This is a genomic window from Mesorhizobium sp. WSM4820 (genome assembly GCF_055811075.1).
The window spans coordinates 120,539-136,654 of the sequence record NZ_JBVVQN010000008.1 but is presented as its reverse complement, the minus strand read 5'-3'; the positions used below and the strand labels follow the sequence as shown (position 1 = coordinate 136,654).

At 64.0% G+C, this 16,116-nt stretch carries 9 protein-coding genes; 4 read left to right on the top strand and 5 right to left on the bottom strand.

Features of this window, described 5'->3' with window-relative positions; translation table 11 throughout:
• The first annotated feature begins 87 nt into the window (after positions 1-87).
• Both AC0L2R_RS15075 and AC0L2R_RS15070 read left to right on the top strand, forming a co-directional pair.
• A complete protein-coding gene (locus AC0L2R_RS15075) occupies positions 88-975 on the top strand; it encodes a uracil-DNA glycosylase (protein WP_287228825.1) in 888 nt (295 codons plus the stop codon).
• A 74-nt stretch (positions 976-1,049) separates the two neighbouring features.
• Positions 1,050-1,862: a helix-turn-helix domain-containing protein gene (locus AC0L2R_RS15070; protein WP_091590402.1), complete on the top strand. Its 813-nt coding sequence runs from the start codon at positions 1,050-1,052 to the stop codon at positions 1,860-1,862.
• On the opposite strand, the gene AC0L2R_RS15065 is transcribed toward AC0L2R_RS15070, so the two are convergent.
• Together AC0L2R_RS15065 and AC0L2R_RS15060 are read right to left on the bottom strand one after the other, a co-directional pair.
• A complete protein-coding gene (locus tag AC0L2R_RS15065; RefSeq protein ID WP_091590849.1) occupies positions 1,863-2,765 on the bottom strand; it encodes a DMT family transporter in 903 nt (300 codons plus the stop codon). It lies immediately after the preceding gene.
• Positions 2,766-2,809: 44 nt separating this feature from the next.
• Positions 2,810-5,116 (bottom strand): xanthine dehydrogenase family protein molybdopterin-binding subunit, encoded by a 2,307-nt coding sequence (locus AC0L2R_RS15060; protein ID WP_473509916.1) that lies wholly within the window; start codon positions 5,114-5,116, stop codon positions 2,810-2,812.
• Positions 5,117-5,272: 156 nt separating this feature from the next.
• Between AC0L2R_RS15060 and pepN the strand changes: the two genes are divergently transcribed.
• Positions 5,273-7,918: an aminopeptidase N gene (gene pepN, locus AC0L2R_RS15055; RefSeq protein ID WP_473509915.1), complete on the top strand. Its 2,646-nt coding sequence runs from the start codon at positions 5,273-5,275 to the stop codon at positions 7,916-7,918.
• Positions 7,919-8,251: 333 nt separating this feature from the next.
• Entirely contained in the window at positions 8,252-10,579 is a 2,328-nt protein-coding gene (locus tag AC0L2R_RS15050; protein WP_287064262.1) for a PAS domain-containing sensor histidine kinase, read from the top strand.
• Positions 10,580-10,659: 80 nt separating this feature from the next.
• Here AC0L2R_RS15050 and AC0L2R_RS15045 read toward each other — a convergent pair whose 3' ends face one another.
• From AC0L2R_RS15045 to AC0L2R_RS15035, 3 genes are read right to left on the bottom strand one after another with little or no spacing between them, the layout of a single operon-like run.
• Positions 10,660-13,617: a bifunctional [glutamine synthetase] adenylyltransferase/[glutamine synthetase]-adenylyl-L-tyrosine phosphorylase gene (locus tag AC0L2R_RS15045; RefSeq protein WP_473509913.1), complete on the bottom strand. Its 2,958-nt coding sequence runs from the start codon at positions 13,615-13,617 to the stop codon at positions 10,660-10,662.
• The gene (locus tag AC0L2R_RS15040; RefSeq protein ID WP_473509911.1) at positions 13,617-15,086 is read right to left on the bottom strand and encodes a sensor histidine kinase; all 1,470 of its coding nucleotides are present in this window, start codon (positions 15,084-15,086) and stop codon (positions 13,617-13,619) included. Before AC0L2R_RS15040 ends, AC0L2R_RS15045 begins: the two co-directional genes overlap by 1 nt.
• Before the next feature lies 1 nt (position 15,087).
• Complete coding sequence (locus tag AC0L2R_RS15035; protein ID WP_023800810.1) at positions 15,088-15,762, bottom strand: response regulator transcription factor; 675 nt, start codon at positions 15,760-15,762, stop codon at positions 15,088-15,090.
• Positions 15,763-16,116 lie beyond the last annotated feature (354 nt).

Genomic DNA, 16,116 nt, shown 5'->3' with positions numbered 1-16,116 from the left:
GTCGCTGAGGCCCTGGATGACGAAATCATGAAGCATCGCGCCAATCACGATGTTGCAAATTCCTGCCGCGCGACTGAATGTGAAAGCATGACTGCCGTTTCCCGAGACAACCGATCTGATATTGCCGACCTGCTGGCCTTCTACGCCAGCGCCGGCGTCGATGAAGCGCTCGAAGAGGAGCCGCTGAACAGGTTTGCCGAGGCTGCGTCAAAGCCGCCTGAGCGGGCGCCAGCGACAGTTACGCCGCCAACCGGTGAAAACGCAGCGCTGCCACGCTCGACAAGTCTGTCACGCGCCGGAATGGGCGAAAGGCAAGCTGCGGCGCCGGCGGTGCGCGCGCCGTCCGGTACGGCGACAGTGCCCGACGAGCAGCAAGCGGCATTGGCGCGACACCTGGCGACGACGGCGGCAACCCTGGACGAACTTCGCCAGCACATGGCGGCATTCGACGGCTGCAACCTCAAATTCACCGCCAAGAACCTGGTGTTCGCCGACGGCAATCCGAATGCCGCGGTGATGCTGGTCGGCGAGGCACCCGGGCGCGACGAGGACATCGAGGGATTGCCGTTCGTCGGCCGCTCGGGCCGGCTACTCGACCGGATGCTGGCCGCGATCGGCCTCGACCGGACCTCGGCCTACATCGCCAATGTGATTCCCTGGCGGCCGCCGGGCAACCGCACGCCGACGCCGCACGAGACGGAGATTTGCCGGCCGTTCATCGAACGGCAGATCGAGCTGGTCAATCCGAAGGTGCTGGTCAATTTGGGCGGCCCCTCGGCAAGCACCCTTCTCAACACCACAGAGGGCATCCTGCGGCTGCGCGGCAACTGGCGCGTCCACACGACCGCCGCCGGCATTGCCATCCCCGCCATGCCAACGCTTCATCCGGCGTATCTCTTGCGAACCCCCGCGCACAAGAAGCTGGCGTGGCGGGATTTCCTTGAAGTGAAGGCGAAGCTTCGGGCGCTGGGTTGAGGGTGAAGGGAAGAGCGGCGCTATAACCTCCCCGGTAATTGAAATGCATCTGCGGCCGGCCTAGTCATGCGCCCATGACCGCAACCCAGACTTCCGCCGGCAGCCTCATTCGCGAATGGCGCACGCGCCGGCGCATGAGCCAGCTCGATCTCGCCATGGAAGCCGAAATCTCGCAGCGGCATCTGAGTTTCGTGGAAAGCGGCCGCGCGGCGCCCTCGCGCGACATGGTGCTGCATCTGGCCGAGCAGCTGTCGATCCCGTTGAGGCAGCGCAACCAGCTCCTGCTGGCCGCAGGCTTTGCCCCCAGCTTCAGCGAGCGTCCGCTCACCGATGCCTCGCTAGCGCCGGCGATGGCGGCGGTCGAGATCGTGCTCAAGGGTCACGAACCCTTCCCGGCGCTGGCTGTCGACCGGCACTGGAACCTGGTGTCGGCAAACGCCGCCATCGGCCCGTTCCTCGCCAACGTCGCCGAGCCTTCCTTGCTGAAGCCGCCGGTCAACGTGCTGCGGCTCAGCCTGCACCCGGGTGGCGTCGCGCCGCGCATCGTCAACCTGGCCGAATGGCGCGCGCATCTTCTCGACCGGCTGAAACACCAGAACGACGCCACTGGCGACCCGGTTCTGGTCGAACTGGAGCGCGAGCTTCGGACCTATCCGTCCGGCCTGAACGGCGCACGGCCGGTGCCGGTCGAGCCGAACGCGATCGTGCACCCGCTGCGGCTTGCGCATGGCGATGCCGTGCTGTCGTTCATCAGCACCATCACCGTGTTCGGCACGCCGCTCGACGTGACGCTGTCGGAACTGGCGATCGAATCTTTTTTCCCCGCCGATGAGCAGACAAGGACCGTGCTGGTGCGATTGGCGAACGAGCGGGCCGAGCCGTCCTGATCATCCTTGCGGTGGGGTCGCCTGGCGGGTGCGGGCGCGTTCGAGGCCAAGCTGGCGCTCGCGCCAGATGATGAAGATGCCGGCGGCAACGACGATCACGCCACCGATGAGCATATGAACCGTCGGGACGTCGCCGAAGGCGAGATAGCCGACAACGATGCCAAGCAGCATCGACGTGTATTCGAAAGGCGCCACGACCGAGGCCTCGGCATGGCGATAGGCCGCCGTCATCAGAATCTGGGCGAGCCCGCCGCAAAAGCCTGCAGCAATGAGCAGGCCCGCCTGCGCCGGTGTCAGCGCCTGCCAGCCGAACGGCAGCGACAGCAAGGCCAGAAGGCTCGCCGTCACCGAAAACCACAGCACGATGGTTGCCGTCGGCTCGCTCTGGACGAGGTTGCGCACCAGCAGCATGGCGACGGCCGAGATCGCTGCCGCGAGCAGTGCGGCGATGACGCCAAGCACCTCCTGATCGCCGAGTGCTGCGCCCGAACCCAGCAGCGTCAGTTCCGGCCATGAGATGACCAGCACCCCGACCAGTCCGACCGCAACCGCGCTCCAGCGATAGACGCGGATCGCTTCGCCGAGGAAGATCGAACTGAACACCACCACCAGCAGCGGCTGTGCGTAGTTCAGCGCGATCGCTTCCGGCAGCGGCAGCCGAATCAGCGCGAAGAAGCCGAGCCCCATGGCGCAGACGCCGACAACGCCACGCGCAATGTGGTTGAGCGGGCGCTTGGTCGAAAACGCGGTGCCAAGCTTTCCCTGAAAGGCCAGGAAGACGACGATCGGAAAGATGGCAAAGAACGAGCGGAAGAAGACGATCTGGCCCGCCGGCACCGTGCCCGCCGCCTTGATGCAGGACGACATGGCGACGAAGACCGCCACCGAGACGATCTTGAGCATGATCCCGGTCAGCGTGTTGTGCCCGCCGGGATGGTCCGTCGGGTTCACTTGGCAGCTGCTTCCTGGATCGCCGCCCAGATGCGCGCCGGCGTTGCTGGCATGTCGATGTGCCTGATGCCGTAGGCGCGATAGAGCGCATCCGTCACCGCGTTGAGCGCGGCCGGCGTCGCTCCGATCGTGCCCGCCTCGCCTGCCCCCTTGATGCCGAGCGCATTGGTGGTCGAGGGCACGTTGCGGGTCTCGAAATGGAAGAACGGCAAATCGTCGGCGCGCGGCATGGCATAGTCCATGAAGCTTGCCGTCAACAGCTGCCCGTCCTCGTCATAGACCGTGTTCTCGGTCAGCGCCTGGCCGATGCCCTGGACGACGCCGCCATGCACCTGGCCGGCCAGCAGCACAGGGTTCACGGTGACGCCGAAATCGTCGACGATCGTATAGCGGACAATTTCCGTCACGCCGGTGTCGGGATCGATCTCGACCTCGCAGATGTGGGTGCCGTTCGGATAGGTGCATTCGTCCTGCACGAACTCGCCAAAGCCCTTGAGATCGTCCGGGTTCTTGGCGGCCTTGGCGATGCTCGAAAAATCGATCGTGCGGTCGGTGCCGACGATGCGGGCAACGCCGTTGGACAATTCGATATCGTCGGCCGAGGCTTCCAGCTCATCGGCGGCGATGCGCCTGATCTTGATGGCCAGATCCTCGCCGGCGCGAGAAGCAGATACACCGCCAAGCGGAATGGAGCGCGAGCCGCCGGTGCCACCGCCGGCCTTCAGCTCGTCGGTGTCGCCCTGGCGGACATGAATCTTGCCGATGTCGAGATGAAGCTTTTCCGAGAGGAACTGCGCATAGGCGGTCGCATGCCCCTGCCCGTTGGTCTGGGTGCCGATCTTCAGCGTCACCGTGCCGTCGCCGTTCAATTCGACAAAGGCCGGTTCGGAGCCGGGAAAAGCACAGGCCTCGATATAAGTCGCCATGCCGATGCCGCGGATTTTGCCTTCCGCCTTCGACTGCGCCAGTCGCTCCGGGAACGCCTGCCACTCCGCTTGTTCGATGGCGCGGTCCATATGGCCTGCGAATTCGCCGGTATCATAGAGGCGGTCGGTCTGCGTGCGGTATGGGAACTGCTCGGGCCTGATGAAATTGCGCCGGCGGATCTCTTCGACTGGCAAGCCCAGATCGTGGGCGCAGGCGTCGACGAGCTTTTCCAGCAGAAATGCCGCTTCCGGACGGCCGGCGCCGCGGTAGGCATCGACCGGGCAAGTGTTGGTGTAGAGGCCGGTCACCGAAACGTCGAGCGCCTGGATGTCGTAGACGCCGGTCGACATGGTGACGCCGATATAGGGGATGAACGGGCCGTATTGCGAGATATAGGCGCCGATATTGGCGAGCAGATCGACCTTCATGCCGAGAAAGCGGCCGTCCTTGTCCATAGCCATCTCGGCGGTCACGACATTGTCGCGGCCTTGCGCATCGGTGAGGAAATGCTCGGTGCGGTCGCCGGCCCATTTCACCGGGCGGCCAAGGCGTCTGGCGGCCTCCAGCACCAGCGGATGCTCGCGATAGACGAAGCTTTTCGGCCCGAAGCCGCCGCCGACATCCGGCGTGATGACGCGCAGCTGGTTCTTCTTGATCTTGAATATGTCGGCCAGGATGTACTGCATGGAATGCACGCCCTGCGAGCCTGTGGTCAGCACGAAGCGGTTCTCCTGCGTGTTCCATTCGCCGATCGCCGAACGCGGCTCCATGTAATTGCAGACCAGCCGGTTGTTGATGAATTCGATGCGGGTGACATGCGCCGCCCTGGCGAATGCCGCCGCGGTCTTCGCCTTGTCGCCGATGTGGTAGCTGAAGGCGCGGTTGGAGCCGAGTTCCGGCCAGACAAGCGGCGTGCCTTCGTCAAGCGCCGTGGCGGTGCCGGACGCGGCATCCTCGCCCTCGTATTCGACCTCGATCAGTTCGGCCGCGTCCTGCGCCAGCGCGCGGCTGTCTGCGACGACGAAGGCGACGGCGTCGCCGACATAATTGACCCGGTCGCGGCAAAGGACCGGAATGTCGCGGGTCGGCGCCTTGGTGCCGTCCGGCTGCCTCTGCATGACGCCGGATTTCAGCTTGCCGAGATGAGCAAGATCAGCACCGGTCAGCACCAGATGGACGCCAGATGCCGCCTTGGCCGCCTCGGTCGAACCGAGGGTGAAGCTTGCCTTGGCCACCGGCGAGCGCAGAACATAGCCGTGCAGGAGGCCGGCCGGCTGGATGTCGTCCGTATAGCGACCGAGACCCTTTAGGAAGGCCTGGTCCTCGCGACGCAGCACAGAGGCGCCCATGCCGAATTTCGGTGTGACGACGGTCATGGATACCTCGCGACGATGATTGGAAAACGAGTGCCTGAAATAGGCGCTGCGCCAGTTTTGTCGAGTGACGGTTTCGTGTAAAGAGCGCGTGCTTCACATTTCTTCGACCAGCGGACCCACCTGCCGCTGCGGGAATCGACAGGAAAACCAACGGAAATGCGCACGGACACCGGCCAGGTCTTCAAGCTCGAAGACTATCGCCCCACCGACTATCTCATTCCGGAAACCGGCCTGACTTTCCGGCTGTCGCCGGAGGCCACGCGCGTCATCGCCGTGCTGACGGTCGAGCGCCGTGACGGCGTCGCGGCGTCAATGCCGCTGGTGCTGGACGGCGATGGCCTGACGCTCGGCCGCATCGCAATCGACGGCCAGACACTTGCGCCGGCCGATTTTTTCGCCACGCCCGATCAGTTGACGATCACCACGCCGCCTACAGCAGCCCGCTTCCAACTGCTGATCGAAACCGAGCTGGCGCCGGCGCACAACGAAGCCCTGATGGGCCTCTATCGCTCGAGCAACGTCTATTGCACGCAATGCGAGGCCGAGGGCTTTCGGCGCATCACCTATTTTCTCGATCGTCCGGATATCCTGTCGGTCTATACGGTGCGCATCGAGGCGCCGCACCACGAGGCGCCACTGCTTCTTTCCAACGGCAACCCGGCTGGCAGCGGCGAACTTGCCGACGGCTGGCACTATGCAGTCTGGCACGACCCCTTCCCCAAGCCGTCCTATCTGTTCGCCCTTGTGGCGGGGGCTCTCGGCAAGGTCGCGGACAGCTTCGTCACATTGTCCGGCCGCCAGGTCGAGCTCGGCATCTTTGTCGAGCCGGGCAAGGAGCGGCTCGCCGGCTACGCCATGGACGCCCTGAAACGGTCGATGAAATGGGACGAGGAGGCGTTCGGCCGCGAATACGACCTCGACGTCTTCAACATCGTCGCCGTGTCCGACTTCAACATGGGCGCGATGGAGAACAAGGGCCTCAACATCTTCAACGACAAGTATGTGCTGGCCGACCAGGAGACCGCAACGGACGCTGATTTCGCCAATATCGAGGCGATCATCGCGCATGAGTATTTCCACAATTGGACTGGCAACAGAATCACTTGCCGCGACTGGTTCCAGCTTTGCCTGAAGGAAGGGCTGACGGTTTTCCGCGATCACGAATTTTCCGCCGACCAGCGATCGCGAGCGGTGAAACGCATCGCCGAAGTGCGCACGCTCAAGGCACATCAGTTTCCCGAAGACCAGGGACCGCTGGCGCATCCGGTGCGACCGCGCCGCTACCGCGAGATCAATAATTTCTACACGGCGACAGTCTACGAAAAGGGCTCGGAAGTGGTGCGCATGATCCGTACCATTGTCGGCGCCGAGACGTTCCGGGCCGGCATGGATCTCTATTTCGAGCGTCATGACGGCGAGGCTGCAACCATCGAGGACTTCATCAAGGTGTTCGAGGATGTGTCCGGGCGCGACCTCGCGCAATTTTCGCTGTGGTACCATCAGGCCGGCACGCCCAATCTGACCATCAGTTCGACGCACAATGCGGCGGCCCAGGAATTCACGCTCGAGATCGAACAGTCGGTGCCGCCAACGCCGTCCGAAAGCCGCAAGCGGCTGATGCATATTCCGCTGGCCTTCAGCCTGGTCGGCACCGACGGCAAAGCGATAGAATATGGCGGCGTCGAGGGCGCCAGCGTCGAGGACGGCGTCATCCATATCCGCAAGCGCCGGCACATGGTACGCTTCTCGGGCGTCACTGAGCGCCCGGCGATGTCGCTCAACCGCGGCTTCTCGGCGCCGGTGACGCTTTCCGTCGAGCAGAGGGCCGACGATCAGTTCTTCCTTGCTGGCCATGACAACGATACCTTCTCGCGCTGGCAGGCGTTCAACACGCTTTTGACCGAGGCTCTGATATCCACCTTCCGCCAGGTCCTTGACGGCAAGCAGCCCGGTTTCGCATCGCGGTTGATCGAGCTTGCCGGCAAAATAGCCGGCGACGAGACACTCGAACCGGCCTATCGGGCGCTGGCTCTGGCGCTTCCGAGCGAAGCCGATATCGCCCGTGACATCGGCAAGAACATCGACCCCGATGCCATTTTCTCGGCCCGCGAGGCGCTGACGGTCGCGATCGCCGAGGCGAATCGCGAGATATTCTCCGACCTCTACGATCGACTGACCGACAAGGACGCTTTCAGTCCTGATGCGGCAAGCGCCGGTCGCCGGGCGCTGCGCAACACCTTGCTCGACTATCTTTCGCTGCTGCATGGAGGTGCGGCGCTTGCGGCCCGGCATTTCCAGTCCGCGACCAACATGACCGACCGGGCCGCCGCATTGAGCGTGCTTGCGCTGCGCCATAACGGTTCGCCCGAGACGGTCAAGGCGCTGGCGGAGTTCGAAGCGAAATATGCGACCGATCCGCTGGTGATGGACAAATGGTTCCATATCCAGGCCAGCGTGCCGGGCCCGCAGACCATTCATGCAGTGCGCGCCCTGACCGGCCACCCGGCCTTCTCGATGGCCAACCCGAACCGGGTGCGCTCGCTCGTCGGCACGTTTTCCAGCGCCAACCAGACCGGCTTCCATCGCGCCGACGGCGAAGGCTACCGGTTTTTCGTCGAAACGGTGCTGCAGGTCGAAAAGCGCAACCCGCAATTGGCCGCCAGGCTGGCGACGGCACTCAGATCATGGCGCTCGCTGGAACCTGCCCGGCAGGGCAAGGCAAGGGAAGCGCTGCTTTCGATTGCCAATACCGAGAACCTGTCGGCCGATTTGCGCGACATCATTGAGCGCACGCTGGCGTAGGGTTCCCTCCCCCTCGAGGGGAGGGTGGACAGCCGCCGAAGGCGGATGGACGGGTGGGGTCGCTGCGGCAGTGCGCGGCCTCGATCGACCTCACCTGCCTTGACCGTTGATCCAAAGATGGAGCGCTTCACCGAGGACCCCTCCCGGCCCTACGGGCCACCCTCCCCTCAAGGGGAGGGATATCGGCGGCTTTAGCCATTATTTTAGTCGATTTTTAATCTTTTTTCGCTGCGCCTATGGACAAGCCGAATCACCTTTGATTCTTTAGCTGAAGATTCGGAAGTGCGGCGTCGCCGGATCGTCAAGCAGATTTAAGATCGGGGAGAGCCATTTATGGCGAAGGCGGACGCGTGGGGCGCGCCCGGAGGGACGGGTTTTGAGCAGCGTGAGGCGGGAAGCGACGGTCTCGCCGGCAATGCGCGGCTGATCGCCGAACCCGCCTACCGACGGCTTCTGGCAGCCGAGCCATTGCTGCGCCGATCGATACCGGCCCTCATCATCATTTTCCTGATTGTCATCGCGGCACTGCGGTTCCTGTCGCTGATGCACGAGCGCGACGACGTGGAACGCGACGCCAAGGCGATCCTCTCGCTCGCGGCGGGCCAACTGGCCAGTTCGATCAGCGTCGATGCGAACATGGCCTCGACGCCTGGCGCGACGCAGGACTTGTTGGAGGGAATCAGCCGCCAGGGCGCCATGGGCCGAAGCCACGTGCTTGCGGTCACCGACAGCGCGTTCAAGATCGTTGCCGTGACACCGCAATCGACGGGCTGGGAGGGGCGGTCGCTCGACGCCATCGCCCAGGGCGGTCAACCGCTGTTCATGTTCGGCGACCGCGCCGGGGTGATGGAGGTCAGCATCGGCGGCCAGGACTGGTATGCCGCGGTGAGCCTCGCAAACGGCAGGAGTGGTGCTGCCGCAGCGCTCGTTCCGCAGGATGCGGTCTTCGACACGTGGCGCAAGACCGTTTCGCTCAACGTCACGCTGTTCGTGCTGACGGCCGGCGTGCTGATCATCGTCCTCTATGCCTATTTCGGCCAGGCGGCGCGCGCCCAGACCGCCGACCGCATCTATCTCGAAGCGCACCAGCGCATCGACATGGCGCTGGTGCGCGGCCGCTGCGGCCTGTGGGACTGGGACATGGTGCGCGGCAAGATGTACTGGTCGCGTTCGATGTACGACATGCTGGGCTATGAGCCCTGCGACACGATGCTGTCGTTCGGCGAGGTCGACGGGATCATCCATCCCGAGGACGGCGACCTATTCCAACTCGCCAACAGGATCGTCGCACGAGAGATCGACCACATCGACCAAGTGTTCCGGATGCGCCACGCCGACGGACAATGGGTGTGGATGCGCGCAAGAGCGCAGGTGATCGACCCGGAAGCGCCGGAGATCCAGTTGATCGGCATCGCCGTCGACGTCACCGAGCAGCGGCATTTGGCGCTGCGCTCCGAGGCCGCGGATCTTCGCCTGCGAACGGCCATCGAAAACATCAACGAATCCTTCGTGCTCTGGGATTCGGCCCAGCGTCTGATCATGTGCAATTCCAAGTACCAGCAGGACAACGGCCTGTCGGATCGCGACGTGATGCCGGGCGCCTCGCGCGCCGTTCTCGAAGATCGCATGCTTGCCTTCGCTTCGGAGCGCCGGCTTGCCAACACCAACGGGCAGCAAGGCGGCGTGACCTTCGAGCGGCAGCTTGCCGATGGCCGCTGGCTGCAGGTGAACGAGTTGCGGACCAGGGACGGCGGCACCGTCTCGGTCGGCTCCGACATCACCCAGATCAAGCTGCACCAGGAGAAGCTGGTCGACAGTGAGCGCCGGCTGATGGCGACGATCCATGACCTCAGCCTTGCCCGCCGGGCAGAGGAAGAGCGGTCGCGCGAGCTGGTCGAGCTCAATCACAAATACATGAAGGAAACCGAGCGCGCCGAGGCCGCGAACCGGGCCAAATCCGAGTTCCTGGCCAACATGTCGCATGAATTGCGCACGCCGCTCAACGCGATCATCGGCTTCTCCGAACTGATGGAACAGGCGCTGTTCGGGCCCCTGGGTTCGCCGCGCTACGAGGAATACGCCACCGACATCAACGGCAGCGGCAAATATCTTCTGGGCGTCATCAACGACATCCTCGACATGTCGAAGATCGAGGCCGGCCAGTTCTCGATGGATCAGGAGGAAATCGACCTCTGCCCACTGATGCGGGAAACGGTGCGCGTCATCTCGCTGCAGGCGGCGGAAAAGTCGATCACCGTCGAAACACGCATCCCCGATTCGCTGACGCTGTTCGCCGACCGCCGGGCGATCAAGCAGATCATCATCAACCTGCTGTCGAATGCGGTGAAGTTCACCGGCCAGGGCGGCCGCATTGCGGTAAGGGCCCGCAACACCTCCAGCGCTCTGGTGCTGACGATCGAAGACAATGGCTGCGGCATCCCGAAGGAGGCGCTGAGCAAGCTCGGGCGGCCGTTCGAGCAGGTGCAGAACCAGTTTTCCAAGAGCCATGCCGGTTCCGGCCTTGGCCTTGCCATCTCACGCTCGTTGGCCGAGCTTCAGGGCGGCGCCTTGAAAATCCGCTCCACCGAAGGCACCGGCACGATCGTGTCGGTGCGCATTCCGACCAGGAAGCCGACGCAGCCAGTCAGGGCCGCCGCCTGAATAGTGAATAGTGAATAGTCAGTAGTGAATATCTAATTCCATTCACCATTCACCATTCACCATTCACCATTCACTACTCACTACTCATTCACACGAAGCAAAAAGCCAAAATCCTTCCTGACATTTTGCGACGTCTCCTTGAGGTGCGCTTCCAGCACGCCGAAATCCGGCAGGTCGGTGACCGCCAGTAGCAGATCCGAAAGCCCCGGCGGAACGTCGTCGCGTTCGAATACGCCGGTGAGGCAGAGCCGCGTCATCTGGGTCAGCGCCAGATAGAGCGCATAGGCATCGCAAAGCTCCTGCCTGACCTGGGCCTCGGCGAAATCCGGCGCCAGCCTCGACAGCACGTCCGCCGTCGCGGTGGCCCGGCGGTCGGCTTCGACCTTTCCCGTGATCACCGCCACCTGCGCGATGAATTCGAGATCGATGAGACCACCCGGGATCAGCTTGATGTCCCAGAGATCGCGCGGCGGTTTTTCCTTCTCGATCATCGCGCGCATCTCGGCCGCCTCGGCCATCACCTTGGCGCTGTCGCGCGGCAGGGCAAGCACCTGCGCCACTTCGGCCTCGACCTCGGCGCATAGCGCTTGATCGCCGCCGATCGCGCGGGCCCTTGACAGCGCCATATGCTCCCAGGTCCAGGCGTCCTTGCGCTGGTACTTCTTGAAGGCATCGACATGGGTCGCCACCGGCCCCTTGTTGCCGGACGGCCGCAAGCGAAGGTCGAGTTCGTAGAGAACGCCCTCGGCGGTCGGCGCGGACACCGCAGCGATCAGCCGCTGCGTCATCCTGGCGTAATAGTGCGACGGGGCGAGCGGCTTGTCGCCATCGGATTCTTCGGCATCGGCGTCGTGATCATAGAGCAGGATGAGGTCGACGTCTGACCCGGCCGTCAATTCGCGGCTGCCGAGCTTGCCCATGCCGAGCAGCGCAACCGTGCCGCCGGCGATGCGACCGTGGCGTAGCGCGAACTCGGCGATGACCGCCCGCAGCGCCGCGTCGATGGTGAGATCGGCCAGATCGGAAAAGGCACGGCCGGCGCGCGCCGGATCAATCGAGCCGGCAAGCAGCCTGACGCCGATCAGGAATTTTTGCTCGGACGCAAAGATGCGCAAGCGGTCGAGCACGTCCTCATAGGCCCTGTCGCCTTCGAGGAACGCGGCGAGACGGCCGGACAGATAGGCGCGGTCCGGCAGTTCGGTCAAAAGGGCCGGATCAAGCAGGCCGTCAAACACGTGCGGCCGGCGTGTGATGATGGCGGCCAGCCGGGGCGCCGCGCCCATGATGGTCGCCAGCAGCTTCAGCAGAGCCGGATTGGAGTGGAGCAGCGAGAACAGCTGAATGCCGGCGGGCAGACCGGCAAGGAATTCGTCAAAGCGTATCAACGCCTCGTCCGCGCGGCGCGTCTGGCCGAAGGATTGCAGCAGCGCCGGCGTCAGTTCGGTCAACCGCTCGCGCGCCTCGGCTGACTGGGTGACGCGATAGCGGCCGAAATGCCAGCCGCGGATGACGCGGCAGATGTCGCTCGCCCGCTGGAATCCCAATCTCTGCAGGGTCTGCAACGTATCGGGGTCGTCGACATCGCCGGTAAAGACCAGATTGCCGATGCCAGCCGAAAGCTCGGGCGCGGTCTCGAAAAGCGCTGCGTAGTGGCGTTCGACCTGATGGAGTGCGGCGCGGAACGCCTCGGCAAAGGCCGCCGCATCGGCAAAACCGAGCAGGCGGGCAATGCGTTCGAGCCCTTCGTCATCGTCCGGCAGTATGTGGATCTGCTCGTCGGCGACCATCTGAACGGCGTGCTCGACGCGGCGCAGGAGCCAGTACTGCCTTGTGAGCGTATCGCGCGCATCGGCAGTGATCCAGCCGCGTGCCGCAAGCTGGCCAAGCATCGGCACCGTCTCGCGGCCGCGCAGTTCGGGGAAGCGGCCGCCGGCGATGAGCTGCTGGGTCTGGACGAAGAACTCGATCTCGCGGATGCCGCCGCGGCCGAGCTTGACGTTGTGGCCCTTCACCGCGATCTCGCCAAGACCCTTGTGGGCGTGGATCTGGCGCTTGATCGAATGGACGTCGGCGATCGCCGCATAGTCCATGTATTTGCGCCAGATGTAGGGCTGGAGCTCCTTCAGGAACGCAGTGCCGGCGGCGACATCGCCGGCCACCGGACGCGCCTTGATCATTGCGGCCCTCTCCCAGTTCTGGCCGCGCGCCTCGTAGTAGCGCAGCGCCGCCTCGACCGGGATCGCCAGCGGCGTCGAACCGGGGTCGGGACGAAGCCTGAGGTCGGTGCGGAAAACATAGCCGTGTTCGGTGCGGTCCTGGAGCATGCGGACCAGCCGGCGGGTCAGGCGCGAAAACAGCTCCGTCGCATCGAGCGGATCGACGACTGCTGGCGCTTGCGGGTCGAAGAAAACGACGAGGTCGATGTCGGAGGAGAAGTTCAGCTCATGCGCGCCAAGCTTGCCCATGCCGAGCAGTATCCAGCCCGACCGACGCGCCGGATCCTCGAGATCCGGCAGTTTGAGCTTGCCTTGTCGGTGCGCGTCGCGAAGCAGGAAGTCGACGGCAGCGCGGGTGCAGGCGTCGGCAAGATCGCTCAGCCGCCGTACTGTGATTGCAGTTTCGGCCTCGCCTGCAAGATCGGCCAGCGCGATCAGAACATGCGCTTCCGCTTTCCATTGCCGCAGCTCCATCATCAGGCCGTTCTCAGAGATGGCTTCCGCCCGCGCGGCCTTGTCGATGGCGGCGCCGATCGACACCAGCCGGGCCTCGACGGTCTCATCGAAAAGCGCATCCAGGATCTGCGGGCGGCGGCGCACCGTGTCGCGCAGGAACGGCGACAGGTCGAAGACTGCCGCGAGAAACTCCTGGACGGCGCCCTCGCCGGCCAGGAATTTCGCCAGCACGGCAAGCCCCTCTTCCTGCGCTGCGGAAGCGATCTCCGACAATTCCCGCCGGGCTCGGTTCTGATCCAGAGGCACGAGCCTTGCCGCCGGCTTCAGAAGCCAGTTGGTGTGTTCCGCAGCCGCCTTCACCGCCATCAGCGATCCTCCCGTTCGGGAAAACTCATGACGACGGATAATCCAGGATTGGCGGGCAGGAGATCAAGCCGCCCTTTGTGGAATGTCATGATCGCCTTGGCGAGGCTGAGGCCGAGACCGGAACCCGGCTGCGAGCGGCTCTTCTCCAGCCGCACGAAACGCTCGGTCGCCCTGGCGCGATCGGCATCGTCGGGAATGCCCTGGCCGTTGTCGGTGACGGAAAGCCTGATTTCGCTGCCGACGCGATCGAGCGCCACGCGAACGGTCGGCTTGGCTGTCGAGTCGGTCGAATATTTGATCGCGTTGTCGACGATGTTCGATAGCGCCTGGCCGATCAGCTCGCGATTGCCTTCAACGGCGAAGCCGTCCTGCACAGAGGTCTCGAGTGTCACTCCCGCCTCCTCCGCCACCGGCTCGTAGAGCTCGACGACATCGCGCGCGGAAGCAGCCAGATCGACCCGGCTGGTGATTTCTGAGGAATAGCCCGCCTCCAGCCTTGAGATCATCAGGATGGCGTTGAAGGTCTTTATCAGATGGTCGGACTCGGCGATGGTCGCTTCCAGCGCCTGCCGGTAGGCGGCGGAGTTGTGCTTGCCGGAGAGCGTCGCCTCGGCGCGGTTGCGCAGCCTGGTCAGCGGTGTCTTCAGATCGTGGGCGATGTTGTCGGAGACCTGCTTCAGCCCTTCATTCAGCGTGGCGATCCTGGCCAGCATGGAATTGAGATTTTCGGAGAGCCGATCGAACTCGTCGCCGGCCCCGGTGACCGGCAGCCGGCCGGAAAGGTCGCCGCCCAAGATGCGGCGACTGGCCTGCGACACCGAGTCGATGCGCTTCAGCGCCGCACGGCCGACGAAGAACCAGATCAAAATTCCGCCAAGCGCCATCATGCCGAGCGCCAACGTCAAGGCGCGGCGGATGACGGCGCGGAACCGCTCAGGCTCGCCGAGATCGCGGCCGACCAGCATGATCATCTGGTTCGGCAGGCGCAGCACCAAGGCAATGGCGTTGTGGCCCTTCTCGCCTTCGACCTGGACTTCACTCTGGCTGGGTTCGTTCGGGTCGGCGATCGGGTTGCGTTGCCGCTCGAGCTCGCCCTCGCCAAAGCGCCGGTAGGAAAACGGCTCCGTCGTCCAGCCCTCGGCCACGAGAACGCCGGGTTCCAGGCTCTGCACGTTGCCGGTCAGGATCTGGCCGTTGGCATCGGCGATCAAATAGAGATTGGCGCCGGGCTGGCGGGAGCGCTGCTCGACCACCCGGACCAGCAGCGGCAAGCCGCCGCGCTGGTAGACCCGGGCGAGGCCGAGCACCTCGTCGTTGATGGTCTCCTGCGTCTGGCCGGTCAGCATGCGCGCCGACAGCGAGGTCATGTAGAAGACGAGCAGCACCGCACAGATGGCGAACAGCAGGAGATAGAGCGCCGAAAGCCGCGCTGCCGTCGTCTTCATGATGGCCGGCATGGAAAGGGCCATGCTAGCCGCTCTTGAGCATATAGCCGGCGCCACGAACCGTGTGCAGGATCGGCTTGTCGAAGCCCTTCTCGATCTTGCCGCGCAGCCGCGAGACGTGAACGTCGATGACGTTGGTCTGCGGATCGAAATGATAGTCCCAGACATTTTCCAGCAGCATGGTGCGCGTCACCACCTGGCCGGCATGGCGCATCAGATATTCGAGCAGGCGGAATTCGCGCGGCTGCAGCGTAATCTCGCGGGCCGCGCGCCGCACCGAATGCGACAGCCTGTCGAGTTCGAGGTCGCCGACCCGGTAGACGGTTTCGGCCTCCCTGGCGCTGGCGCGGCGGTTCAGCACCTCGACTCGGGCCAGAAGCTCGGAAAAGGCATACGGCTTGGTCAGATAGTCGTCGCCGCCGGCGCGCAAGCCGGTGACCCGGTCGTCGACTTCGCCGAGCGCCGACAGGATCAGCACCGGCGTAGTCTTGCCTCGGGATCTAAGACCGGCGATGACCGACAGGCCGTCGCGGCGCGGCAGCATGCGGTCGACCACCATCACGTCATAGTCGCCGGAGTCAGCGAGCGCGAAGCCGGTTTCGCCGTCGCCGGCGACATGGGCGGTATGTCCGGCCTCGGTAAAGGCTTTCTGGAGGTAATCGGCTGCTTCGCGATCGTCTTCTATGACGAGAATCTTCATGGGACCGTTATACGCGATTTCGCTGGAAGATTGAGTGGCCGGCACAGGCATCATGGCCTCAAGGTGTATCGCCAACAAAATGATTCAAGAACGAGCAGTAAGTCTTTGTTTTATAATGTTATTGGCGTCGAGCCGCCGCATCCTCGGATTGGGGCGACATGCTTTGTTGTTTGAGCATGTCGTCATCCCAAAACCGCTTCACACTTTGGGCGACTGCTCTGTTGTTCGAGCGGCAGCGGGCGATGGGCGCCCGCTGCCGCTGGGGCGGAACACGATGACTGACTAACGTATTCAAGCCCCGTGCTTTCCCATGCGACGGTTCGGGGTGTTTGAAACCGCCGCATCGGAAAAGTC

What these genes read in the sequence shown, in the direction of transcription:
- AC0L2R_RS15075 (WP_287228825.1), top strand. Translation starts at nt 88, where the DNA reads ATGACTGCCGTTTCCCGAGACAACCGATCTGATATTGCCGACCTGCTG.
- AC0L2R_RS15070 (WP_091590402.1), top strand. Translation starts at nt 1,050, where the DNA reads ATGACCGCAACCCAGACTTCCGCCGGCAGCCTCATTCGCGAATGGCGC.
- AC0L2R_RS15065 (WP_091590849.1), bottom strand. Translation starts at nt 2,765, where the DNA reads ATGCTCAAGATCGTCTCGGTGGCGGTCTTCGTCGCCATGTCGTCCTGC.
- AC0L2R_RS15060 (WP_473509916.1), bottom strand. Translation starts at nt 5,116, where the DNA reads ATGACCGTCGTCACACCGAAATTCGGCATGGGCGCCTCTGTGCTGCGT.
- pepN (WP_473509915.1), top strand. Translation starts at nt 5,273, where the DNA reads ATGCGCACGGACACCGGCCAGGTCTTCAAGCTCGAAGACTATCGCCCC.
- AC0L2R_RS15050 (WP_287064262.1), top strand. Translation starts at nt 8,252, where the DNA reads ATGGCGAAGGCGGACGCGTGGGGCGCGCCCGGAGGGACGGGTTTTGAG.
- AC0L2R_RS15045 (WP_473509913.1), bottom strand. Translation starts at nt 13,617, where the DNA reads ATGGCGGTGAAGGCGGCTGCGGAACACACCAACTGGCTTCTGAAGCCG.
- AC0L2R_RS15040 (WP_473509911.1), bottom strand. Translation starts at nt 15,086, where the DNA reads ATGGCCCTTTCCATGCCGGCCATCATGAAGACGACGGCAGCGCGGCTT.
- AC0L2R_RS15035 (WP_023800810.1), bottom strand. Translation starts at nt 15,762, where the DNA reads ATGAAGATTCTCGTCATAGAAGACGATCGCGAAGCAGCCGATTACCTC.